This is a genomic window from Corynebacterium sp. HMSC034B08, assembly GCF_001835805.1.
GTDB classification, from domain to species: domain Bacteria; phylum Actinomycetota; class Actinomycetes; order Mycobacteriales; family Mycobacteriaceae; genus Corynebacterium; species Corynebacterium coyleae.
Genome location: NZ_KV825973.1, coordinates 134762 through 157890, shown reverse-complemented (window position 1 = coordinate 157890; position 23129 = coordinate 134762). Strand labels below are relative to the sequence as shown.

Here is a 23129-nt window from a genome sequence, read left to right as displayed (position 1 = left end):
GAAACATGAATTCGATTATGGCATTAAGGCTAGAGCCCTCCTACACCACCGCTCGCCCTTGCTCGTACAAACCTGCGGGCATCGGCCTGTGCAGCTGCCACTCGAAACGGATTGGCTTTTCGCCTGAGTGGCGTACGTGTGACACGTCGCCAAGGAGCGTGAATGCACGTGCAACTCCAGCAGCATCGAGTCGGGTGTTGCGTACACACAAATAGATCGAGTGGTTGTTCTCCAAGTGGTGGATGTATCGCTGGCCAGCTTTGGAATCCAACTTGGTTGTCGATTGTGATTCCCACTGGAACAGATCAGGAGATATTGGGTAATCGGCGTAGCGGGTGGTTTCGGAGAAGTCCGCTTCGTTCTTGGAAAGAGTGACGAAGAACAGGTCCAGATCGGATTCGGTGGCGTGGTACACACCTTCGCGCGGCAAATGGAGAAGCTTCTTCAGGGGAGCGGTACGTACAGCAGCAGTCAGCTCAGCGGTGGAGTAGTCCGCGTGGGTGAACAGCACAGGTGCGCCGGGGCCAGTAACGGGTTTTGGAGTCACGCGTGATTGGTCAAGGCGGTAGTCGAAAATCTGCTGAAGTTCATTCCTAAAGGAAGGGACGCTTCGGATAGCTGACAGTGCGTCGTCGAAAGTCTCCGGTGGTTGGACTCCCGATTGGTTTGCCCAAATCATCGTGACCAACATGCGGGTAAACGTCTGGTCCTCAGGCGACATTGTGTCGTACGTCGGCCCGTTCGCATCCACAATGGCAAGGTATCGTTCTGCTCGAAGCGGGTCGTTGACGTGCAACATTGAGCGAATCCGAGTGAGGAAAAATTCTTCGCGCTCGGGAACTGTTTCGGGGACAGGGAGAAGATCTTGGCTTCGCAACAACCGTGTCCATCCACCGTCGGCCCGGTTGCGGTAGAGATCTTCGAGTGAAAGACCAGTGTTAGCTAGGAATGACGAAAGATCCGTCGTCGCTTCTTGCTGTACAAGCTCACGGATCTTGACGATTGAATTGCCTGCAACACGCTTGACGTTTTGAAGTACCCGTTCTTGTGTGACTCGGTCGAGTTGAATATGGGTGCCACCAGGAAGGGAGGGAAACTCTTGCTCAATCTCCGTCTTTAAGCGTTTGCCACGCCGACCGGTGAGCGCTGCATACCTGCGTTCAAAGTCGAAGTTTGTGTGTTGTTCGCCGATGAAGTCCAGGACGGTACACACCTTGCCTGGCATCTTGCGCAAGCCGCGGCCGAGCTGTTGGAGGAAGATGATCGGGCTCTCAGTCGGGCGCAGCAGCAACAAGGTGTTGAGCTCGGGGATGTCGACACCCTCGTTAAACAGGTCGACGGTGAACAGCACTTTGAGCTCGCCGTCGCGGAGGCGTTGGATAGCCTGGTCACGGTCAATTTGTGGTGTCTTTGAAGTAACGGCTGCAGCCGGAATACCAAAATGGTTAAACCGTTCCGCCATGAATCGTGCGTGATCGATGCTGACGCAGAAGCCGAGAGCCTTGAGCTCCGCGAGGTCGAACACACGTTTTTGGAGTTCGCTGAGGATGAGTTTTACGCGGGAATCTCCAAGCCGAACGTAAAACTCGCTCAGTGAAGCGGTGTCGTAAGCGCGGCTTGAGCGCGACCATTTCACGCTTCGGAGGTCCGTCTCGTCGTTGATGCCGAAGTAGTGCATTGGTGCCACGAGGCCGAGTTGCAGTGCATCCCAGAGACGCAGTTCGTAGGCGACGCGATAGTCGAAGAAACGCTGGACGTTGACGCCGTCGCCGCGCTCGGGTGTGGCGGTAAGACCGAGGAGTTCCTTCGGCTTGAGGTAGTCGAGCACCTTTTTGTATGTGGAGGCTTCGGCGTGGTGGAACTCGTCGATAACCACCACGTCGAACTTCTTAGGAGGGAAGCTTTCCACGTGTTTATGCAGCGTTTGGATAGTGGCAAAGATGTGTGTGCCCTGCCGTGGCGTGTGCGTTCCATCAAACAGTTCGCCAAAGTTATTGTCGCGAAGTACCTCCCGGTACGTGCGCATCGCCTGTCGTAACAATTCGCGCTGATGCGCGACGAAAAGGAGCGAAGGCTTGCTTTTCGACGCCGCAGCCAACCCCTTGTAATCCAACGCCGCAACAACGGTCTTTCCAGTGCCAGTTGCTGCGATGAGAAGGTTTCGGTGACGGTCATGTACGTCGCGCTCTGCCTCCAGTGCCTCAAGCATTGCCTGTTGGTACGGCCAAGGCTGCACCTCAAGGCCGGAGAGCTCAATGCGGTCGGATGGGGTAGTGCCAAAACGTTCGCGCTTGAGGGCTTCGAAAAGCCGGTCGTGGTCAGCCTTCGGCTCGTAGGTTGCGTAGTGCTTGTCGTTCCAATACGTCTCAAAGACTGCCTCGAACTTGCGCAGGATCTCAGGCGTGGAGGTTCGCGATGCGCGGACGTTCCACTCCACGCCATCGATAAGCGCAGAGTTGGACAGGTTTGAGCTGCCGATATATGCGGTGTCGAAGCCTGAATTACGACGGAACAACCAGGCCTTGGCATGCAGTCGCGTATCGCGTGACTCATAGCCCACCTTGACTTCGGCACCGAACTCTTCGACAAGCCGGTTAATCGCCTCGATATCGGATGCGCCGCAGTAGGTCGATGTGATCACGCGCAACGGAATGTTGTTGTCGCGGAGATACTCGAGCTGGTCACGGATGACTGCGATGCCGGAGTTTTTGATAAACGCGCAGAGTAGGTCGACGCTGTCGGCGGTTCGGATCTCGCGTTTAATTTCTGCCGCCATGCTGAGATCACTACTGGCGTTCGTGAGCAGAGAAGCACCCGTCAGTGATGTTGGTTGGAAGCGCGGAGGCTCACCGAGCGACGCCTCGTACACCGCGTGGAGCAGTGTCTCTGACTCAATCGCATCATCGGGGTCGATGAGTTCCGCAAGCGTGTTAATCAGTTCGACGCGTTGCAGCGGCTCGCGAGTATTCAAAAGCTTCTGTGTCAGATGATCTGCGAGAACCCGAGTGATGGCGTCGGTATAGCGTTCGCGGTGCTGATCTGTGGCGTCCTCCAATGCGGGGCGCTGAAAACCATGTTCTGCTTCTGTCGCGGCGAGCCGTTCAAGAAGACGTTTGGTTACCGGAGTTTCGTATGCGCCGAGGGGAAGCGAGGCGTCGTTGATAGGCATTGGTGCTCTACCCAAACCTTTCTGCCAGTAGCTCGACAGTTGGAATGTCTGCAGGCGCCCAGGTGAGGTATGAGAGCTTGTTGGCCGCAACCCAGCGGACCTCTTCGTGCTCGGTGAGTATGGGTGTTCCGGAGACGAGCTCGCAGATGTAGGTAGACAGTTCCACAACAACATCACCAGTGTCATGCCTGGTAGTCACAACAAACTCGCCGACTTCCGCTTCGATCCGGAGCTCTTCCTTAAGTTCGCGTGCAAGTGCTGCTTGAGGGCTCTCGCCGGGCTCAATCTTGCCGCCAGGAAACTCCCAGAAACCCGCCATGGATTTACCTTTTCCGCGCTTGGCAGCGAAAATGCGGCCATCTTGGATGATGACCGCACCGACGACCTCGATCGTTTTCACCATGAGGTCAGTTTAAACAGCGCGCCGACGTGGGGTCGTCGATACGCAAATGCTCTTAGATCTCTGCCTTGTCGATAACCTCGCGCAGGACCTTGGCGGAGTGGTGGAACTTGGCGGTTTCGTCGTCGTTGAGACGAAGCTCGACGACGTTACGCACGCCGCCACGGTTGAGCACGGTTGGGGTGCCGATGTAGATGTCGTTGAGGCCGTATTCGCCCTCAAGAAGCGCAGAGACCGGCAGGACGACGTCCTCGTTGCGCAGGATCGCGCGGGTGATGCGTGCGAGCGCGTTGCCGATGCCGAAGGCGGTGTTGCCCTTGCGTTTGATGATGTCGTAGGCGGCGTCGCGGGTACGCACAAACATCTCGTCGATTTGTGTGTAAATATCCGGGTTGCGGGCGGCTTCCGACTCAAGCAGAGCGGGGAGGGGAACACCACCGATGGAGCCGGAGGACAGAACAGGCAATTCGGTGTCGCCGTGCTCGCCGATGATGTGGGTGTGCACCGCAGAGGGAGCAATATCGAAGTGCTGTCCCAGGTTGTGGCGCCAGCGCGCCGTATCCAGCACGGTGCCTGCGCCGATGACCTGATTCGATGGCAGTCCGGTCTGCTTCCAGGACACGTAGGTCAGCACATCCACTGGATTGGTGGCCACGACGTAGATGCCGTTGAAGCCGGCGGCCATGACTTGTTTGTTGATGGACTCGAAAATCTTCACATTGCGCGCCACAAGATCCAGCCGCGTCTCGCCGTCGCGCTGTGCAACGCCTGCGCAATTGACCACGAGTGCCGCATCCTTGCAGTCCTCATAGGTGCCAACCGTGACATCCATGTGGTGGCCAGAAAACGGGATCGCGTGATTGAGGTCTTCTACCTCAGCCCATGCAAGATCCTCGTTGAGGTCGATAATGGCGAGATGATCTGCCAGACCCTGGTTCAAGATGGCGTAGGCGTACGCGGTTCCGACAGCGCCGGCGCCGATGAGGACAGCTTTCGAACCTTGAGTGACAAACATATGACCATTATTCCATGTGTTGATTACGGGGAGCGGGGTGGGTTGGCGGCTTCGAGGTTACTTCGTCAATCCGCTTTTTAAGGGGCGAATGCTGGATAACATCTATTGATGTCCACGACAATCAAAGGAGCATCATGCTAAACGTGACAGACCTGCGAGGACGAGAGACCTCGGTACGAGAACTGCGTGCAATTCTTCCTCGTGCAGGTACCGATGTCGGCTCCGCAGCAGAACAGGTCGCGCCGATTGTCGACGACGTCCGTCGCCGCGGTGCCGAGGCAGCACTTGAATACGGGGAACGTTTTGACGGAGTACGCCCAGAAGCGGTTCGAGTTTCTTCGGATGCCATGCGGGCCGCGTTGGATGGTTTGGATGCTGATGTTCGCGCTGCACTGGAAACCTCGATTCAGCGGATCCGACAGGTACATGCTGAGCAAAAGCCAGCTACGCGCAAGACCGAACTCGCGACAGGAGCAGTTGTTACTGAGGTGTTCCGTCCGGTACATCGCGTGGGGCTTTACGTGCCCGGCGGTAAGGCGGTGTACCCGTCGAGTGTGCTGATGAATGTGATTCCGGCCCAGGAGGCGGGCGTGGAGTCCATGGTGGTGTGCACCCCGCCGCAGGCAGACTTTGACGGTCAGCCGCACCCGACGATCCTCGCCGCATGTGCGCTGCTTGGTATCGACGAGGTCTGGGCCGTTGGCGGCGCACAGGCGGTGGCGCTGATGGCCTACGGTGACGATGACCTCGAGCCGGTCGACATGATCACCGGCCCCGGCAACGTGTTCGTTGCAGCATCTAAGCGCCTGGTCAACGGCGTAGTTGGCATTGACGCGGAAGCCGGTCCGAGCGAGATCGCGATCATTGCCGACGACACCGCCGACCCCGTCTACCTCGCCTACGACCTGATCTCCCAGGCGGAGCACGACGAGCAGGCCGCATCGATTCTGATTACGGATTCTCCGGAGCTGGCTGGTCTCGTCGATAAGGAAATCGCGAAACGCTACGGCATCACGCTCAACGCTGACCGCGTGCGCGACGCGCTGGAAGGCCCGCAGTCCGGGATTTTGATTGTGGACGACATCGAGACTGCCGTGCACGTGACCAACGTCTACGCGCCCGAGCACCTGGAGATCCACACCGCGAATGCGCAGGCTGTGGCGCGCGAGATCAACAATGCCGGCGCCATCTTCGTCGGCCCGTACTCGCCGGTGCCACTGGGGGACTACTCGGCAGGTTCGAACCACGTGCTGCCAACGTCAGGTACCGCAAGGTTTGCCGCGGGGTTGAGCACGCACACCTTCCTCAAACCGATGAACATCGTCGAGTACTCCGCTGAGGCACTGGAAGAGGTCGCGGATGCCGTGATCACCCTTGCAGACGAAGAAGGCCTCCCCGCACACGGGGAGGCCATCAAGGCAAGGCGAGGCTAGCCGCCGGAGGCGAGGTACGTACTACTTCGCCTCGTACTCATATTCAGTCTCGGCGACAGCCTGTGGACGACCGGTAACGAAGTACAGGATGGTCATCACGATCAGGAAGCCCACACCGACGGCGAGTGCTACGTGGTATTCAGGCAGCCACACCATCGTGCCGAAGGTGAAGAGGATAAACGCCACCGCGAACCACTGACCATAAGGCCAGAACGGAACCGGGAACTTCAACGCCTTGACCTCTTGGGCGGTCATCTCGCGGCGGGAAGCGATGTGTGCGATCAGAATCATCAACCAGACGAAGATGGTGGCAAAGGTTGCAAGTGCTGCAATGGTGCCGAAGATGTCCGGGTAACGCTGGTTCAGGTACACACCGACGATCAGGGCGACGATAAGCATGGCCACAGTCATCACCGGAACATCGCGGTAGGTCTTTGCCATGGACCTCGGCGCCAGGTTTTCCTTGGCCAGGCCGGCGAGCACGCGGCCGGTGGAGAACAAGTCAGCGTTAATCGCCGACAGGGAAGCGCTGAGCACAACCACGTTCAGCAGCGCTGCGGCCCAGCTCACGCCGAGAGTGTCGAAGATCTGAACGAACGGGGAATCATCACCGTTAATCGTGCGCCACGGGTTGATCATCAGGATGACCAGGATGGACAGCACGTAGAAGATCAGGATGCGCATCGGGACAGTGTTGACGGCCTTCGGAATTGCACGATCCGGATCCTCAGCCTCAGCACCTGCGACACCGATGATCTCAGTACCACCGAAGGCGAAGAGGACGAGGATGAAGGAAGCTGCCATGCCGGAGAAGCCGTTAGCGAAGAAACCACCGTCGTTCCAGAGGTTGTCAATGCCCATTGCCTCCGGGGACTCACCAAGGTTGAAGATCAGGATTGCGGCACCGCCGACGATCATCGCAATCACGGCACCGACCTTGATCAGGGTGAGCATGAACTCGAGCTCGCCAAACAGGCGGACAGCGGCCAGGTTAGCTGCACTGATGATCAACAGTGTGACGGTGATCCAGACCCATGCGGGTGTTGTGGGGAACCAGAACTTCATATAGATCGTGATTGCCGTTAAGTCAGCCAGACACACGATCATCATCTCGAAGGCAAACATCCAACCGGTGATGTAGCCACCGAGGCCGCCCAGGTACTCGCGGCAGTAGACCGCGAAGGAGCCACGCACTGGGTGACGGACGCTCATCTCGCCGAGAGCTCGGAGGATGAAGTACATCACCGCGCCACCCAGGAGGTAGACGAGGAGCACAGAAGGACCAGCCGCCTGGATTGCGCCGGCGGAGCCGTAGAACAGGCCGGTACCAATCGCTGAGCCCAGAGCGATGAAGTGGATGTGGCGGGCCGTTAGGCCCGGCATTTTCGGTTTGGGAGTGTCTTGTTGCGTAGGTGCAGTCATGGTGGACATTAACTGTGCTCTTTCAAATGACAATGTGCGAATCGAAGTGCGAATCGAATCGCTACGGGAAAATATTGGTGATGACATTGCCCATGGCTGGGCTGCGTCTTCCCGGTTTGACCTTCCGGCGGTGGCACAGTGATTGGGGGCTCGCCGCGGGGGAGGGTCTCCGGGTGCGCGGCGTGTTCCGACGAATCCTTGACGCTAACGAAAAATCCCCCGCGCTTTGCTGCGAAGGGCAGTTAGCGCAGGGGCGAAAAAGTCGGCCGACACCGCGCTACAGATGATGATGCAGGCGGGCCGGCTGGGTATTCGGCAACGCGAAAGCGACGGCCTGGTCGGCCGTGGCGGAAAATGCGTTGCGGTTCATCACGTGGAGAACCATAACACGGCTGTCTTGAGTTTGGGGCGAAAATGCCAAATTAATTTTTCAGGCGGTGTGCTTCGGAGGGGTTGAGCAGGATCACGCCGCCTGAGCCCTCGAACGCTTCAGCGCCGTTCATCTGCGAATCTGTGCAGGCGGTTCTGCGGTTTTCGGGAAGGTCCTCGTCGTCGCCAAGTCGGTAACGGCCAATGCAACCCCAGCCGTTCTTCTCATTCGTCCATGCGGACACACTGCCTTGGATCTCACCGTTCTTCGCGGCTTCCTTGTATCCCTCAAGCGTCATCATTGCGACATCGCACGTGGTGTTGTCCTCCAGGGCGTACACGCCCATCTCAGTGCCAAGAATGTCGGAGGTGCCGCACTGTTCGCCCTTTGCCACCGTGTGTTCTTCGGTGATGCTCTGGGTCTTGCCCGGGCGGGAGTACACGCCGTCGTGGACCTCGAAGGTGTCGTTGCCATACTCGACGCGGACACCGCCACCGTTGAGGTTGGTGATCACGACGTCATTGATCGTGACACGCTCGCCTTCGTTGAGATGGTTCGGCTGGATGTCGTAACCCTGGGAGCCGGGAGAGACTGCGGTGATGAATCCACCGCGGTCCGGCTTGTACCAAATGACATTGGGGATTTTGGTGTTCGGATCGCCACCGGTGTGCTCTACGGGAGGAATCGGATCGACGAACGCGGCCTGGCAGAACACTGGAGTGTCATCCGGGTTCCTGCCGATCCGACACCCGAACACCCCTGAGTCGAGCCCAACAACATTGTGTTCGAACCGCGAAGGATCGACATCCGTGTAGTTGTCTTGAGTGTCCTCGGCCGACGTTTCCGGTGCGTCGGAAGCGGTCGTCGTGGATTCGGTGTCTTGTGCCGAATCCGAAACGGTTGGCTCAGGCAGGGCCTGCTCAGAGCTATCGCCGCAACCGGTCAAGGTTGCGGCGGTGACGAGTACTGCGGCGAGAATCGATGTGGTGCGGTGTGCGCGGGAAAACTGCATACCGCCTAGTTTAGGAACACCACGTGGTGCTCATAGGGAATTACGCCCCTGGTGTGAAGTGGTCGGAGGAGTATTGCCCGTCGGGGGAGATCTCAAACCAGGAGTTGTCGCGCTCGCCGCGAATTGTGCCGTCGGCCCCGTGGGTGAAGGTGTAATAGCTGATGGTCACCTGTTCACCGGGGTGAAGCACGTCGCCCACGGGTTGTGCGTCACCGCCGCCGACATCGTGGGTCGTGGCAAAGCCAATCTCTGACACCCACATCAACCGGTCAACGGGAGTGCCCTGGCTGTTGTCAATGTCTAAGGGCGGCATCTGCCCAGCCGGTGCGATTACGCACCCCAGATACCCGTCGTCATCTCCGCCGGCGGGGAAGTACGAACAGGTGGTTTTGGAGTCGAACTCCACGACGTACGCCGGGTACTCGCCGCCTTCTGTGAAGTCGGCGGGATCACGCTCGACGAGGGCAGCTTCTGTTGCTTGTGCGGAGGGGTCCACTGAAGATTCGTTCAGTTCCGCCTCCTGGACGTCGTCGCTGGTGGAGCATGCAGAAAGCGCCAGTGAGGCAACAAAAGCAGCGGCGAGGGCTGCTGCAGGCGTTGCGCGTTGTGTGTTCATGCACACGACCCTATTAGGCGAAGACGCCCACCGCCCAGGAACCGAGCACCAAAATCACCGAGAACACCCAGCAGATCGGGAAGGCGATGCGCAGGTACTTGCCCATCTCCGCACGCGCCAGGCCGAGCGCGAGCCACAGTGCAGGCGAGAAGGGGCTGACGAATGTGCCAATGACGTTGCCCACGATCATGGCGGACGCAGCACCCATGCCAGAGACGCCGAAGGCCTCGGCGGTTTGCTGCACGATCGGCAGCACGGAGAAGTAGTACGCGTCCGTCGACGTTGCCAGATCCAGCGGCACGCCGAGCAGACCGATGATCACGTGGATGTACGGACCGACAGACGCCGGCAGGATGGCGATCAGCGACAGTGCAATCTGCTCGAGCATGCCAGTGCCGTCCAGGATGCCGAGGAACATCGCGGCTGCGAGGATGACGCCGGCCATGGACAGGGCGGTGGGGGCGTGTCGTCGTAAAGCATCGCTCTGATCTTCCAGCGTCGGGAAGTTCAACGCCATGAGCAGCGCAGTGCCGACGAGGAACGCGGATGCTGGCGATGCCAAACCAGCAACCAGCACGCCGATGAGCGCGAGTGTGATCAGGGTGTTTGCCCACGTCACCCACGTGCCGCCGCGCTGGGTGAACTCCAGCTTGGAGCGCTCTTCTGCTTGGCGACGAGAAAAGTCTTCTGCAACCGCGTGAACATCCACCAGCTGGTGGTCACCATCCTGCTTGGCAGTACGGCGCTGTTCGATGATGCCGAAGATCGCGGCAACGACGAACACGAGGACAATGGCCACACCCTGGACCGGCAAGAGGTGGGCCCAGATCTCGTTCGGGGAAGGGCCGATGACGGAACTTGCGCGGCCAACCGGGCCACCCCACGGCAGCATGTTCATCACCGACGCCGACAGAGCGACGAGCGTGAGCAGGACGTAGCGCGACATACGCATCGCCTCGTAGAGCGGCAGCAACGCGGGGATGGTGAGCAGGAATGTTGTGGAGCCAGAGCCGTCCAAGTGCGCGACGATCGCGATGGCAGCAGTGCCGAGCGTGACCAAAATCGGCTTGCCGCGAGTCGCGCGGATCAACGCCTTAATCACTGGTTCGAACAGGCCGACGTCCGAAAGAATGCCGAAGTAGATGATGGCGAAGATGAACATCACCACGACCTTCATGACTCTGTCGAGTCCGTCGAGGTAGAAGTCCGAAATCTCTGCAACGCCTGCGCCGGTGAGTATCGCACCGACGATCGGGATCAGCGTCATTGCGACGATCGGATGGGTTTTGCCTTTGAGGAGCAGGCCGACCGTCACCACGATGATGGCAAGGCCAAGCACTGTCAGTGCGAGGGGAGAAGTCATGGCTGGATACTAAATGATTGCTGAGAAAAAGCGGGTTTGATTCTTTAAAAACCGTTGAAATAGCAGATTGAGGGGGTAATGCCGTAGTGTTGGCAGGCGATGAGCATTTCCGAAAACGCCACCGGCGGCGAGAACGAGCCGGATAAGAATGTGTCGGAAAATCAGGAAAACCCGCAGGATGTCGCGGCCGAGATTGTTGAGGCCGTAGTAGAGGACACCAGGGATGCGGAGATTTCTGAGGTAACCGGCGCCGCACAAGAAGACGCGGCCATTGAAATTGAAGACAACGTGGTAAAGATCGCGGATACGGACGAAGAGTCCGACAACGGCGATAACTCTGCAGATACCGCAGAGGAAAAGGCGGCAGAGGAGAAGCCGGAGAACGGCTTTGAAACCCTCGGCCTGCCAGACAAGGTTGTGGAGGCCGTCAAGCGCGTCGGTTTCGAGCAGCCCTCGCCGATTCAGGCACAGACCATCCCGCTGCTGATGGAAGGCCGCGACGTCGTCGGCCTGGCACAGACGGGTACGGGTAAGACCGCAGCATTCGCGCTGCCGGTGCTGTCCCAAATTGATCCCAAGAAGCGTCACCCGCAGGCACTTGTGCTCGCCCCGACGCGTGAGCTGGCACTGCAGGTGTCGGACTCCTTCCAATCGTTTGCCGATCACCTGGGCGGCATCAACGTGCTGCCGATCTACGGCGGCCAGGCCTACGGCATTCAGCTCTCGGGGCTGCGCCGTGGCGCACAGGTGATCGTCGGTACGCCGGGTCGCGTCATCGACCACCTGGAGAAGGGCTCGCTGGACATCTCCAACCTGCGCTTCCTCGTGCTTGACGAGGCAGACGAGATGCTGAACATGGGCTTCCAGGAGGATGTCGAGCGCATCCTCGAGGACACCCCGGGTGAGAAGCAGGTTGCGCTGTTCTCGGCGACGATGCCGAACGCGATCCGCAAGATTTCGCGCGACTACCTGAACAATCCGGAAGAGGTCACCGTTAAGTCGGAGACCCGCACCAACACGAACATCACCCAGCGCTACCTGTTTACGGCGCACCGCAACAAGCTCGATGCCATCACCCGCATTCTTGAGGTGACCGAGTTTGAAGCGATGATCGTGTTCGTTCGCACCAAGAACGAGACTGAGGACGTTGCAGAGAAGCTGCGCGCACGTGGTTTCTCCGCCGCTGCCATTAACGGCGATATTCCGCAGCAGCAGCGCGAGCGCACGGTGGATCAGCTTCGCGACGGCCGCCTGGACATCCTCGTGGCCACCGACGTCGCAGCCCGTGGCCTGGACGTCGAGCGCATCTCGCACGTGCTGAACTACGACATCCCGAACGATACGGAGTCGTACGTCCACCGCATTGGCCGCACGGGCCGTGCAGGCCGTACCGGCGAGGCAATCCTGTTTGTCACTCCGCGTGAGCGCCGCATGCTGCGCTCGATTGAGCGCGTGACCAACGCGACCATCGAAGAGATGGAACTGCCGACTGTCGACGAGGTCAACGAGAGCCGCAAGACTAAGTTCATGGACTCCATCACCGAGTCGCTTGAGGCTTCTGAACTGCAGATCTTCAAGACCATGGTGCGCGAGTACTCCGCGGCCAACAACGTGCCGATGGATGACATTGCCGCTGCGCTTGCTACCCAGGCGTTGGCTGGCGACGAGTTCCTGATGAAGGAGCCGCCGCGCGACAAGCGTGACCGTCGTGATCGTCGTGACCGCGATCGTTTCGACCGCGACGACCGTCGTGGCCGTGACCGCTTTGATCGTGGCGAGCGTGGTGGTCGTGGTCGTCGTGGTGACAGCGAGAACTTTGATACCTACCGTCTCGACGTGGGTAAGCGCCAGCACGTGCGCCCGGGTGCGATCGTGGGTGCCCTGGCCAACGAGGGTGGCCTGAGCTCCAAGGACTTCGGTCGCATCACCATCGGCGGTGACTTCACCCTGGTGGAACTGCCGAAGAACCTTGACCGCGCTGTGCTGGATCGTCTGGAAGACACCCGCATCTCCGGTCAGCTGATCAATATCCAGCGTGACCATGGTGCACCGCCGCGTGATCGTGGCGGACGTGGCCGTGGCGGCTACCGCGGTGGGCGCGACCGTGACGATCGTGGGTACGGCGGCCGTGGTCGCGGTGACCGTGACCGCGGTGGATACCGTGGCGGGCGCGACCGTGATGACCGCGGTTACGGCGGCCGTGGCCGTGGCGACCGGGATCGCGGTGGATACCGCGACTAGTTCTTAGCGCGTCAACGGCACGGGGCCACCTTGGTACCGGGTACAGTGTGGAAAGCATTTGCCCGGCCGGGGTGGCCCCGTTTTTGTTTTGTAAAGAGAGCACGCCTTCATGCTTCAACCGCGCTTGTTGTCCACCATCGCTGCATTCGTGATTGCGCTCGTCGCTGGGGTTGGGGTGCTTCCAGTGGAGGCGTCAGCGCAAACCCGCACTGTCACGCAGGGTGGATCTGTCGTGGTGCATGGCACCGGTGTGTGCACGGTGGGTTACAACGATCCGGCACGTCACCGTAGTTTTGTTGCGGCGCACTGCGGACGGAACGGGGCACGGGTGGAAATCGTAGACCCCGCTACCAATGCACGCAGCGGGGCAGTGGGCACCTTGTACCGTTCGCGGGCGTACGACGGCCACCTGGGTAACGACTGGGCTGCAATCCAGTGGGATCCAGGTGTGCGCCTTGACGGCAACCGCATCACAGGCGATGCCTGGGTGCACCCCAACGACATTCGAATGGGAGAGACCGTGTGCTACTTCGGTCGAACCTCGCATGCGGGTGGTGGACGCACCTGCGGTTCTTTTGGCGGGTCGGCGGATAACACGTTTCTCCTTAACGCACCTTTGACTCGCCCCGGTGATTCGGGCGGGCCGATGTGGGTGCCCGGTCGTGGTTTCGTTGGAGTGGTTTCCAGCATGTGGACCTCGCGCCAGTTGCCGCTCGTGCAAGGCAAGAACTTCGTCGTCGGCGTCGTGCCGCAGGACGGTCCGCCGGTACCAGATGCGCGCCTTGTCGGACTGTGGGCGCAGAACACGTTCCTGCCGGGGCTGACTGGTCCTGTCGCTGAGGGGATCCGGGCAGTTATCGACGCCATCTTGCGCCTGTTCACCGGGCTTGGCTTCCATGGCCCTGCGTCGCTGCACTACAGCTAGGTGTCTCGCCGCGAGATTGAACGCGGAATTTGCCTGCGTGAAGAGGTGTGAGCAGGTAATCTAATGCCCGCCACCCGTGCCCTATGAAAGCCATACAAATGAGAATATTGGGATTCGTCGCCACTGTGAACACCGAGATCCGCAGCCTCGTAGCCGCCGCTGGTGCAGCCGCGCTGGTGCTGAGCCCAGCGGTTGCAACCGCGGCAACGCCGTCCGTTGTCGAGCAAGGCAAAGCCATTTACATCGAGGGCCACGGAGCCTGCACCATCGGCTACAACGATGTGGCGAACCGAAAGAGCTACACCGCTGCACACTGCGGCAGCGAGGGTGCTCGTGTGTCCCTCATGGACCGCGCGACAATGGAATTTAGCGAAGAGATGGGTACGTTCCCCCCGTCGAAGAACTTCACCCGCCTGCCTTACAACGACTGGGGTTGGATCGAATGGGACGCTGGTGTGGCGATTGCCGGTAACTCGTATTCCGGCGACAAGGTGCTGACCAAGGACGATGTGAAAATCGGCGACGAGGTCTGCTCGCACGGCGAAACCAGCCACATGGGCACACGCAACATCTTGTGCGGCACGTTTGCCGGGTGGTCTGCGGAATCCTTTGGCGTGCAGCTCGAAGGCTGGCAGCAGGGCGATTCCGGCGGACCAGTGTGGGTACCGGGACGGGGCTTCCTCGGCGTGATGTCGGCAGCGGCACTAGGAGAGACCAAAGCACCTTCGATCGTGATTGGCGGGAAGAGGCAAACGGGCAAACCGGTGGGCTGGGCCGCGTCTATCCACGACGGTGAGACGCTGTCGGATCGTCAGTTCCAGCTCGACTTTGCCAAGGCAGGCGGGCTGGACACCAGCATGTTTGAGGGCACCCCCGGAACACCTGGCACCGCACGCCCACCGATTGCTGTGCCGAATTTGCCAACAGTCCCGGCACCGGCCCCAGTGCCTGGGCAGCCGGGCACCCAACAGGACAACCAGGCAGGCACCCAGCCGGGTGCGCAGCAGGATACCCAGGGGGAGAAGGGGTCGTCGACAAGCAGTAGCTCGCTGTCTACCGGCGAGATCATCGGCATCATCGTCTCGATCTTGATCGCCGCCATCCCCGTTGCGATGCAGTTTCTCTAACCTGCGCACATGAAAATCGCCCCGGAGCCACACAGTGCGGCTCCGGGGCAACTGCTTGCGCTGAGGAGGTTTAGAACAGGTCCGTCGGCAGGAACATCAGGACAAGTACCAAAACCCACAGCACGTTGAACACACCGGCACCAGCGTTCGCCTTTGCCTTGGACTTCTCAAAGTCCTCGGTGACATCAGTCGGATCGGCCTCATCAGGGGAGAGCGCACCGATCGTGCCCAGCATCTTGCGCTGCTGCGGGATCACCATAGCCAGCAGGATCGCCCACGCGATCACGGAAAGGATAATGGCCGAGTGCAGCCAGTAGTTGGTGCTGTAGCTCGCCCAATCAGCGAACATGACAACACCGCCGAGCAGCGGAACAAGCGCGGAAAGCAGGCCGTAGGTCTTCGTGATGCGGTACAGCACCGACGCGCGACCCATCGCTTCTTCGCCACCGTTACGGGCTTCTTCAGCCTGGCGGGGGAACATGGAGGCGGAAACGACAACTGGGCCGAGCAGCAAAATGGCAGAGACCACGTGCAGGAAGACAAGCAATGTATTCATGTGGCGCTACTCTACCTCACAGTTGTTGATTGGCGACGAGTCCCATAACGCCGGAACATGCACGTTTGATCACTTTCACATCTTCTGCCGGTAGCGGAAGGCGGTATTGGGTGGCCACCTCCACGATGCGGGTGCCGTACGCGCACCGGGCTCGGCGATTCGGCGGCATCCACTCGGAAGGCAGTTTGTCGGACTTGGCCTGGTTCGCTGCGGAAGATACGGCGATGAGGTTGAGCGGATCGTTGTAGAACGCGATGCGCATGGCTTCGTCCCAACGGTGCGCGCCGAGGTCCCAGGCGGCGGAAACAGGGAGGATGTGGTCGACCTCGATGTCTTCGCGACGCATCACGTCCCCGGTAAACGGGTCGGTGCCGGTAGCGGCGGCTCCAGCACGCGCTTGGGTGACGGGCAGCATGTCCGGTGAGCATTGCGTGCTGTCCAGGTCGCGGACCACGATGCGCTCGCGTGTCGTGCACCCGGTGCCATCGATGGCCCAGCCGGTGCCAAACGCGGTGCGGTCGTAGCCCAGCACAGTCGCGCGCTGAGGGAGAGTCGGGATAGAAAAACGCGATCGTGCCGTGGGAAACGGCACGATCGCGAGGGTGAGAATCACCAAGATTGTCAGGTAGGTACGCATACCTCCTTAGACGGCGGTAGAGCCTGCCTGGTTCCCATTGGTTGCCTCGAGGGCTTCCTCGAAGGATGCCTCTGGATGCGCAAGGGCGTAGTCGGTTGCAGCGATAGCCTGGTCGAACTCTTCTGCCACGCCTTCCTTCGGGCGAGTCATCAGGGACACACCGACCATGGCGATGGTGGCGAAGGCGACGCCCGGGACGATCTCGTAGATGATGTCGCTGAGGTACGTGCCCCAGACGAAGACCGTGACTGCGCCGACGATCATTCCGGCCAGCGCGCCCGGCGCGGTGAGCTTGCGCCAGTACAGCGACGCCAGGATTACCGGGCCGAAGGAGGCACCGAAGCCAGCCCATGCGAAGCCGACAAGGCCCAGAATCGTGTCGGACGGGTTGAGCGCCATGACCATGCCAATTGCAGCAACGACGACCACCATCGTGCGCGAGAGCACGAGCAGGGTGGTGTGGTTCGGGTTCTTCTTAAAGATGCGGTAGAGATCCTCAATCAGCGCTGAGGAGGTCACCAGCAGCTGCGAGGACATCGTGGACATAATCGCCGCCAGCACAGCGGTAAGCACGATACCTGCGATCAGCGGGTGGAACATGATGCGAGCCAGGTCGAGGAAGACCGTTTCAAAGCCGGACTGGTCGGTCACCGATGCGGACTTCTGGCCGAAGTAAGCGGTGCCCACCAGAGCGGTGAGTGTCGCACCTGCGAAGCAGATGAATACCCAGATGCTGCCCGTGCGGCGAGCGGTCTTGGCCTGTGCCGGGGAGCGCAACGCCATGAAGCGGGTGACAATGTGCGGCTGACCGAAGTAGCCAAGACCCCACGCCAGGTTGCCGATAATCGTTGCCGCGGACACGCCGGCGATCATGTTGAAGTAGTTCGGATTGCCGTTCTCCCACGGGCCGTACGGCTGGGAGGTCGGCCACGTAAGGACATCAGACGGGCTATTAAGCGCGAACAGAGCGAGCACCGGCACGATCAACAGCGCCAGGAACATCAGGGTGCCCTGTACGGCGTCGGTGTAGCTCACAGCCAGGAAGCCACCGATGAAGGTGTACAGCACGGTGACAGAACCGACGATCAACACACCGGTCAGGTAGTCACCGTCGAAGGTGGACTCGTAGTAACGGCCACCGGCGACCATGCCGGAGGAGACGTAGAACGTGAAGAAAACGATGATGATCACTGCGGAGGTGAAACGCAGCGCGCGAGACTGGTCGTGCGTGCGGTTTTCGAAGAAGCTCGGCAGCGTGATCGAGTCGTTGGACACTTCTGTGTACGCACGCATGCGGGGTGCGACCCACTTCCAGTTCGCCCACGTGCCAAGGAAGAGGCCGATGGCGATCCAGAGCTCACTGAGGCCGGAGACGAACAGCGCGCCGGGCAGGCCCATCAGCAGCCAGCCGGACATGTCCGAAGCACCGGCAGAAAGCGCCGCGACGAACGGATTGAGGCCACGGTCGCCTAGTACGTAGTCGTCGTACTTCTCGGTCTGTAGCCATGAGTAGAATCCGATGGCTACCATGACACCGAAGTAGAGGACGATCGCGAGGACAAGCCAGAAACTCTCTGACATAGTTTCTCCAATCTTCTTGTAACGTTCGCCACACTTTAACGCAAGGGTGCTCTACGTTGCACATAATCCTTAAAAACTTTTAGGAGTCAATTTCGGGGTGAGTGGTATAAGGGTGGGTATGCCTAAATACGTTTTGCACGGGCTCTGGACGTCCGACGCTGGACTTGTCATTTGGGCTGAGCAGGTAGAAGGCCACAAAATTGTGACGATTGGCCAAGTTCCGGAGGGGACTTTTCCGCCAATTGTGCATTCGCTTCTCGACGATTCCCGGTTCCGTCATCGAGAAATCCTGCTCCTGCAAACTCCGAAAGGCCGCCAAGTAACACTGCGTGCTCCGGTGGCAAAGTTTGCGCCCGAGGATGCGATCAGGTTCTTGGAGAGCATCGCACATCTCGACGGGCCATCACCGGCAGCAACCCCGTCGCAGCGCCAATCGATCGCACCTGACCTGTATTGGCTCATTCGTATGTACGCGGGGTTGACCAAGTTCATCCGAGCCGGGCGAGTGTCCATCCATGTGCCGTACCGGGAGAACCAGTGGTTTGCACAGTGGCAGTTGGGCACAGGTCTTGAGGAGCGTGGCTGGCTCGCGGAGATGATCGCCGCAGCGCCGGGCGTGCTCACGGCCAATAACCACAAGTTAAGCGAGGATTGTGCGACGACATTTACGCACTGGATTGCCTCGACTCGTCTGCGTGATACTGCGACGTCAGAAGCCGGGCGTCCGTTTCCACGCCACGACTTTGTGCTGTCGCTGATGTTCGATACTCCACTTCGTCGCGGCGGACCGAGCCTGGCACAGCAGGTCGGTGATTGGAACGGCACGATCACCGCCGCGAATCTGCAGCTGGTCTTCATTGCTGAAGACCCGCAAGAGCCGATGACAGATCTTGACGACGACCGCGACGGCGACGGCAGTAGCAACAGTGACGCCGCTGCAGCGGAGCCGTTGTGGCCGGTGCGGATCCAGGTCCGCTCACAGGCGGATTCACCCCGCCCGGTTCGCATGGCGGATTTTGATAGCGCGTCGGCGGATCACCTTCGTGGCCAGTTGCGCTCCGCGATCGCAGTGTCGGAGCTGCTCGATCCCTCACTGCATGGTGCCCAAGGGCGTACTGACGGTGATTGGGATGTGCTGCTTACGGCTGATCAGATCGTCGAGTTCGTCCAAAACGTTGCGCCCAAGTTGCGTGCGGAAGGCTTCGTCGTCATGCTGCCGCGAACGTGGGCGACGGCGGAGACGTCGTCGCAACTGAAACTTGCCCGTCACGAGGACCCGCACGATTCCGCCACGGTCACTCGCATGGGCTTTGACACGCTGGTCAAGTACGACTGGCGCCTTTCCATCGGCGGAGTGGAATTGACTGACGATGAGATGGCGGAACTTGCGCGCTCCAAAACCGGGCTGATCAAACTGCGCGGGGAGTGGGTGCTGGCCGATACCAAGCATCTGTCTAAGTCCGCGAAGTATCTGAACAAGCTCAAGGAAAGCACGCTGAAGAACGCGCTCGCCGAGGCGGAAGCCGCCGAGATCCACGCGCGTCTTGCAGAAGCCGGTGGCAGCGAAGATGCCGAACAACTTGCAGAGATCGCACGTGCGGCTCGCGTGGAGTACGAACGGCTAAAAGAAGCGCAGGGCGAGGGTGTGGTCTCCGCTGCGGAGCTGCGTCAGCTCGCCTTGGAAACTGGCGACGATAGCCCGATCGCGTTTACCGGCTCACCCTGGTTTACCTCGCTTGTCGGCGGCACCGACCGCCCCGCGCCTGAGCGCGTAGAGGTCCCTGAGACTGTCAACGCCGAGCTGCGCGAGTACCAGCGCCGCGGTGTGGACTGGCTGTACTACATGTCCCGCAACAACCTTGGGGCTGTGCTTGCGGACGACATGGGGCTCGGCAAGACCCTCCAACTGTTGTCCCTGCTCGCGGTGGAAGAGGCGAACGGCAGGAAGACCGGACCGACGCTTGTGGTTGCGCCGACCTCAGTAGTGGGCAACTGGGCGCGCGAAGCAGCCCGCTTCGTGCCGGGTATGAAGGTGCGGGTCCACCACGGCACGGGACGGCTCAAAGGTGACGAGTTGTTCGCTGCGGCCGAAGAAGCGGACATTGTCATTTCCTCCTACGGCACGGTTGCCCGCGACGTGAAAGACCTGGCCAAGGTGCGTTGGGATCACGTGGTGCTGGATGAAGCGCAGGCGATTAAGAATTCGGGCACGCAGGCGTCGAAAAGCGTGCGCGCCCTGCCAGCACGCCACCGCATCGCGCTGACCGGCACGCCGATTGAAAACAAACTGTCGGAGCTGCGTAGCATCCTCGACTTTGTTAACCCCGGCATGCTTGGCTCCCAGTCGTTTTTCCGCAACCACTTTGCCAAGGTCATCGAGGCCCACAGCGAAGATCCTGTCGCGCTCGAGATGAGCGAGCGGCTTCAGCGTCTCACCGCGCCGTTTATCATGCGCCGGCTGAAAACTGACACGGCGATTATCAGCGACCTGCCCGAAAAGGCCGAACATGTCATCGCCGTAGACATGACAGCCGAGCAAGCCGCACTGTACAAGGCGCTCGTGGACACGATGCAGGAAGAACTGCAGAACCGAAAAGGCATTGCGCGCAAAGGCCTGGTGCTGTCCACCATCACGCGCATCAAGCAGATTTGTAACCACCCGGCGCACTTTCTTGGCGATGGCTCCCCAGTCACCATCAAAGGCGTCCACCGCTCCGGCAAAGTACAAAAACTCATGGAACTGCTGGACAACGCTATCGAAACCGACCAGCGCGTCCTGATCTTCACCCAGTACAAGGCCTTCGGCGACATCCTCCAGCCCTACCTTTCGGAGCGCCTCGGCGGGAAGATCCCATTCCTCCACGGCGGCGTGGGCAAAACCGCGCGCGACAAGATGGTGGAAGATTTCCAAACTGAAAACGGCCCGCGCGCCATGATCCTGAGCCTGAAGGCCGGCGGCACAGGACTCAACCTCACCGCGGCCTCTATGGTCATTCACCTCGACCGCTGGTGGAACCCAGCCGTAGAAAACCAGGCGACCGACCGCGCATTCCGCATCGGACAAGACAAAAACGTTACCGTGTACAAAATCATCACCCGCGGCACCATGGAAGAATCCATCCAAGACATCCTCGACGGCAAAACCCAACTCGCAGGCACCGTCGTCGGCCAAGGCGAAGGCTGGATCACCGAGCTGGACACCGATGATCTGGCACAACTGATCAGCTACAGGGGGCAAAATGACTAAACGCCCACGCGAAGACAACGTCATCTACGCCAACTTCGGCGCACGCACACGCGTCTCCAGCCCAGCCGAAACCGGGGCGCAGACCAGCGAACCCTCGCGCGTCAACAGGCTATCCGCACCAGCGATGCGCATATTCAACGCTGCAGTGCGCCAAACCGACGTCGCGCGCGCCAAACGCGGCCGCACCTACGCCGACGGCGGGCACGTCCTTGGGCTGACCGCCGTAACCAACGGCATGCACGCAGACGTTGTTGGCAGCCAAAACGAGCCCTTCCGCACCACACTCGTCCTGCCACACCGCAGCCGCGAAGACATCGAAACAGCCATCGGATCGCTTGTGCGCGAAGCAGGTTCCCTCGAGCGCCTCCGTGCCGGGGAACTCAATGACGACGTCCTTGACATCCTGCTCTGCTCCTCACCCGACGAGGTGCGGTTTTACTGCGACTGCCCGGACAACGCCCAAGTTTGCAAGCACGCGGTCGCGCTCGCGCAGTGCGCTGCCGAACTTATCGACGACGACCCGAGCCTCATCCTCTCCATGCGTGGCATCACGCTTAACGCGCTCGAAGACCGCAAACGGCGCGAATCACACAACATGGCGCTCGAGAACTCCGCGCCGGGTTCGCCGTACTTCTGGGATGGCCACGACCTCCCCGATCTGCCACGCCCGAAGATCGCGCCGATGATCGAGGACTCGGACATCCACTTGCTGCACCGTGCGATGCAATCTGTGTCGTTTACCAACATCGACCAATTGCGCGCGGTAGCAGATATCGAGGATCTTTACGACGACCTCACGCGCTCATAGTTCATATGTTCGAATAAATTGTGTGCTGTGTCGTGATGGGGTGGTAGTTGTTGTGGGTATGACGCGCACGACATTCATTCACACCTCCGACCTGCAGTTGGGCATGACAAGAAAATTCCTGTCCGCCGACGCCCAATCGCGTTTCAACGAAGCCCGGCTCCGCGCGGTGACGCGCCTCGGCGAGATCGCCGAAGAGCGTGGCGCTGAATTTATCGTGGTTGCAGGCGACGTGTTCGAACACAATTCGCTCAAGCGCGAAACGCGGGGGCGCGCACTCGAAGCATTGCGGCATCTCCCGGTGCCGGTGTATCTGTTGCCGGGAAACCACGACCCGTTGGTGGCGGATTCCATCTTTAATTTCACCTCTGACATTGATGGGGTGACGGTCTTGGGAGACTCCACGCCCGTGGAGGTCCGCGAAGGCGTGGAGATTGTCGGTGCGCCACTGCTGGCCAAGCATGCCTCCGAGGATTTGTGCGCGAAGGGGATTCGGAATCTGGAGCCGACAGAAAACGTGCGCATCTTGGTCGGCCACGGCCAGGCAGAAGGCTATGGCACCGAGGAGACGGCGCCGCTTATCGACATTGCCAAACTAGATGCGGCAATCGATCGCGGCGTGATCGATTACGTGGCGTTGGGAGATACCCACTCCACGCAATCACTGTCGGACTCAGGTCGAGTGTGGTTCTCCGGCTCCCCGGAAACCACCGACTACTTCGACCGTTCACCTGGCGCGAAGGGCGGGGAAGTGGATTCCGGCAACGCGCTAGTCGTGACCGTGGAGAAGGACAGTCTGACATCCACAGTCGAGGTTGAGAAGGTTCCGGTTGGCACCTGGACGTTCGAAGCACGCTTCTGGGAGGTCAACGATGCCGACGATGTTGCCGCGGTTATCGACGATCTGAAGGCCTATCCTGCGAAGGATCGGACCGTGATCAAGTATGCGCTCTCCGGCACGCTTGGCCTGGAAGCAACCCGTACGTTGCAACGAGAGTTAGACGAGTTAGAGCCGGTCTTTGCCGCTCTCTACGAGCGGGAGCGGTTGATGAGCCTGCACCTCGAGCCAGACGAGGAAGAGCTAGAGAATTTGCCGCTGACGGGTTACGCCAAGGAGGCGATGCGCGAGCTTATAGGTGTTGCTGGCGATGAGGCTACAGCGCGCGATGCCGTGAACTTGTTGTTCCGTCTGTCTAAGGAGGTCCACTAA

General features: G+C 60.0%; 17 protein-coding genes. 7 read left to right on the top strand and 10 right to left on the bottom strand.

Features of this window, described 5'->3' with window-relative positions:
• Positions 1 to 40: 40 nt before the first annotated feature.
• From HMPREF2656_RS11580 to HMPREF2656_RS11570, 3 genes are read right to left on the bottom strand one after another with little or no spacing between them, the layout of a single operon-like run.
• Complete coding sequence (locus HMPREF2656_RS11580; RefSeq protein WP_070816836.1) at positions 41 to 3169, bottom strand: DEAD/DEAH box helicase; 3129 nt, start codon at positions 3167 to 3169, stop codon at positions 41 to 43.
• A gap of 7 nt (positions 3170 to 3176) precedes the next feature.
• Positions 3177 to 3572, bottom strand: a complete 396-nt coding sequence (locus HMPREF2656_RS11575; protein WP_070816835.1) for a (deoxy)nucleoside triphosphate pyrophosphohydrolase — start codon at positions 3570 to 3572, stop codon at positions 3177 to 3179.
• A gap of 52 nt (positions 3573 to 3624) precedes the next feature.
• Positions 3625 to 4584, bottom strand: coding sequence for an L-lactate dehydrogenase (locus HMPREF2656_RS11570; protein ID WP_070816834.1), 960 nt, complete (start codon positions 4582 to 4584; stop codon positions 3625 to 3627).
• 134 nt (positions 4585 to 4718) lie between these two features.
• Between HMPREF2656_RS11570 and hisD the strand changes: the two genes are divergently transcribed.
• A complete protein-coding gene (hisD, locus tag HMPREF2656_RS11565; RefSeq protein WP_070816833.1) occupies positions 4719 to 6017 on the top strand; it encodes a histidinol dehydrogenase in 1299 nt (432 codons plus the stop codon).
• A 21-nt stretch (positions 6018 to 6038) separates the two neighbouring features.
• Here the strand turns inward: hisD and HMPREF2656_RS11560 are convergent, their stop codons facing one another.
• The 4 genes from HMPREF2656_RS11560 to HMPREF2656_RS11545 all read right to left on the bottom strand — a co-directional run bounded on the left by HMPREF2656_RS11560 (position 6039) and on the right by HMPREF2656_RS11545 (position 10800).
• A complete protein-coding gene (locus HMPREF2656_RS11560) occupies positions 6039 to 7448 on the bottom strand; it encodes an amino acid permease (protein ID WP_070816832.1) in 1410 nt (469 codons plus the stop codon).
• Positions 7449 to 7861: 413 nt separating this feature from the next.
• Positions 7862 to 8821, bottom strand: a complete 960-nt coding sequence (locus HMPREF2656_RS11555) for a hypothetical protein (RefSeq protein WP_070816831.1) — start codon at positions 8819 to 8821, stop codon at positions 7862 to 7864.
• Positions 8822 to 8861: 40 nt separating this feature from the next.
• A complete protein-coding gene (locus HMPREF2656_RS11550; protein ID WP_070450187.1) occupies positions 8862 to 9437 on the bottom strand; it encodes a hypothetical protein in 576 nt (191 codons plus the stop codon).
• Positions 9438 to 9450: 13 nt separating this feature from the next.
• Positions 9451 to 10800, bottom strand: a complete 1350-nt coding sequence (locus HMPREF2656_RS11545; RefSeq protein ID WP_070816830.1) for a CitMHS family transporter — start codon at positions 10798 to 10800, stop codon at positions 9451 to 9453.
• Positions 10801 to 10899: 99 nt separating this feature from the next.
• Between HMPREF2656_RS11545 and HMPREF2656_RS11540 the strand changes: the two genes are divergently transcribed.
• The 3 genes from HMPREF2656_RS11540 to HMPREF2656_RS11530 all read left to right on the top strand — a co-directional run bounded on the left by HMPREF2656_RS11540 (position 10900) and on the right by HMPREF2656_RS11530 (position 15093).
• Positions 10900 to 13041 (top strand): DEAD/DEAH box helicase, encoded by a 2142-nt coding sequence (locus HMPREF2656_RS11540; protein ID WP_070816829.1) that lies wholly within the window; start codon positions 10900 to 10902, stop codon positions 13039 to 13041.
• Positions 13042 to 13150: 109 nt separating this feature from the next.
• A complete protein-coding gene (locus tag HMPREF2656_RS11535) occupies positions 13151 to 13966 on the top strand; it encodes a chymotrypsin family serine protease (protein ID WP_070816828.1) in 816 nt (271 codons plus the stop codon).
• A gap of 107 nt (positions 13967 to 14073) precedes the next feature.
• Complete coding sequence (locus tag HMPREF2656_RS11530; RefSeq protein ID WP_070816827.1) at positions 14074 to 15093, top strand: chymotrypsin family serine protease; 1020 nt, start codon at positions 14074 to 14076, stop codon at positions 15091 to 15093.
• 70 nt (positions 15094 to 15163) lie between these two features.
• Here HMPREF2656_RS11530 and HMPREF2656_RS11525 read toward each other — a convergent pair whose 3' ends face one another.
• Genes HMPREF2656_RS11525 through putP form a run of 3 tightly spaced genes read right to left on the bottom strand, consistent with a single transcriptional unit; the run spans position 15164 to position 17867 of the window.
• Positions 15164 to 15649 carry a DUF2269 family protein gene (locus HMPREF2656_RS11525; protein WP_070615260.1) on the bottom strand — a complete coding sequence of 162 codons (486 nt, stop codon included), beginning with the start codon at positions 15647 to 15649 and terminating at the stop codon, positions 15164 to 15166.
• A gap of 16 nt (positions 15650 to 15665) precedes the next feature.
• Positions 15666 to 16286, bottom strand: a complete 621-nt coding sequence (locus HMPREF2656_RS11520) for an HNH endonuclease family protein (RefSeq protein ID WP_070615263.1) — start codon at positions 16284 to 16286, stop codon at positions 15666 to 15668.
• A gap of 6 nt (positions 16287 to 16292) precedes the next feature.
• Entirely contained in the window at positions 16293 to 17867 is a 1575-nt protein-coding gene (gene putP / locus HMPREF2656_RS11515; protein ID WP_070615266.1) for a sodium/proline symporter PutP, read from the bottom strand.
• 118 nt (positions 17868 to 17985) lie between these two features.
• On the opposite strand from putP, the gene HMPREF2656_RS11510 reads away from it, so the two are divergent.
• The 3 genes from HMPREF2656_RS11510 to HMPREF2656_RS11500 are packed head-to-tail and all read left to right on the top strand — an operon-like array spanning position 17986 to position 23129.
• A complete protein-coding gene (locus tag HMPREF2656_RS11510) occupies positions 17986 to 21114 on the top strand; it encodes a DEAD/DEAH box helicase (RefSeq protein WP_070816826.1) in 3129 nt (1042 codons plus the stop codon).
• Positions 21107 to 21922, top strand: a complete 816-nt coding sequence (locus tag HMPREF2656_RS11505; RefSeq protein ID WP_070482749.1) for an SWIM zinc finger family protein — start codon at positions 21107 to 21109, stop codon at positions 21920 to 21922. Before HMPREF2656_RS11510 ends, HMPREF2656_RS11505 begins: the two co-directional genes overlap by 8 nt.
• A 58-nt stretch (positions 21923 to 21980) precedes the next feature.
• Positions 21981 to 23129: a metallophosphoesterase family protein gene (locus tag HMPREF2656_RS11500; protein WP_070816825.1), complete on the top strand. Its 1149-nt coding sequence runs from the start codon at positions 21981 to 21983 to the stop codon at positions 23127 to 23129.

Coding starts and splice junctions, on each gene's coding strand:
- HMPREF2656_RS11575 (WP_070816835.1), bottom strand. CDS start 3,572: ATGGTGAAAACGATCGAGGTCGTCGGTGCGGTCATCATCCAAGATGGC.
- HMPREF2656_RS11540 (WP_070816829.1), top strand. CDS start 10,900: ATGAGCATTTCCGAAAACGCCACCGGCGGCGAGAACGAGCCGGATAAG.
- HMPREF2656_RS11580 (WP_070816836.1), bottom strand. CDS start 3,169: ATGCCTATCAACGACGCCTCGCTTCCCCTCGGCGCATACGAAACTCCG.
- hisD (WP_070816833.1), top strand. CDS start 4,719: ATGCTAAACGTGACAGACCTGCGAGGACGAGAGACCTCGGTACGAGAA.
- HMPREF2656_RS11555 (WP_070816831.1), bottom strand. CDS start 8,821: ATGCAGTTTTCCCGCGCACACCGCACCACATCGATTCTCGCCGCAGTA.
- HMPREF2656_RS11510 (WP_070816826.1), top strand. CDS start 17,986: ATGCCTAAATACGTTTTGCACGGGCTCTGGACGTCCGACGCTGGACTT.
- putP (WP_070615266.1), bottom strand. CDS start 17,867: ATGTCAGAGAGTTTCTGGCTTGTCCTCGCGATCGTCCTCTACTTCGGT.
- HMPREF2656_RS11505 (WP_070482749.1), top strand. CDS start 21,107: ATGACTAAACGCCCACGCGAAGACAACGTCATCTACGCCAACTTCGGC.
- HMPREF2656_RS11570 (WP_070816834.1), bottom strand. CDS start 4,584: ATGTTTGTCACTCAAGGTTCGAAAGCTGTCCTCATCGGCGCCGGCGCT.
- HMPREF2656_RS11535 (WP_070816828.1), top strand. CDS start 13,151: ATGCTTCAACCGCGCTTGTTGTCCACCATCGCTGCATTCGTGATTGCG.
- HMPREF2656_RS11545 (WP_070816830.1), bottom strand. CDS start 10,800: ATGACTTCTCCCCTCGCACTGACAGTGCTTGGCCTTGCCATCATCGTG.
- HMPREF2656_RS11550 (WP_070450187.1), bottom strand. CDS start 9,437: ATGAACACACAACGCGCAACGCCTGCAGCAGCCCTCGCCGCTGCTTTT.
- HMPREF2656_RS11525 (WP_070615260.1), bottom strand. CDS start 15,649: ATGAATACATTGCTTGTCTTCCTGCACGTGGTCTCTGCCATTTTGCTG.
- HMPREF2656_RS11500 (WP_070816825.1), top strand. CDS start 21,981: ATGACGCGCACGACATTCATTCACACCTCCGACCTGCAGTTGGGCATG.
- HMPREF2656_RS11560 (WP_070816832.1), bottom strand. CDS start 7,448: ATGTCCACCATGACTGCACCTACGCAACAAGACACTCCCAAACCGAAA.
- HMPREF2656_RS11520 (WP_070615263.1), bottom strand. CDS start 16,286: ATGCGTACCTACCTGACAATCTTGGTGATTCTCACCCTCGCGATCGTG.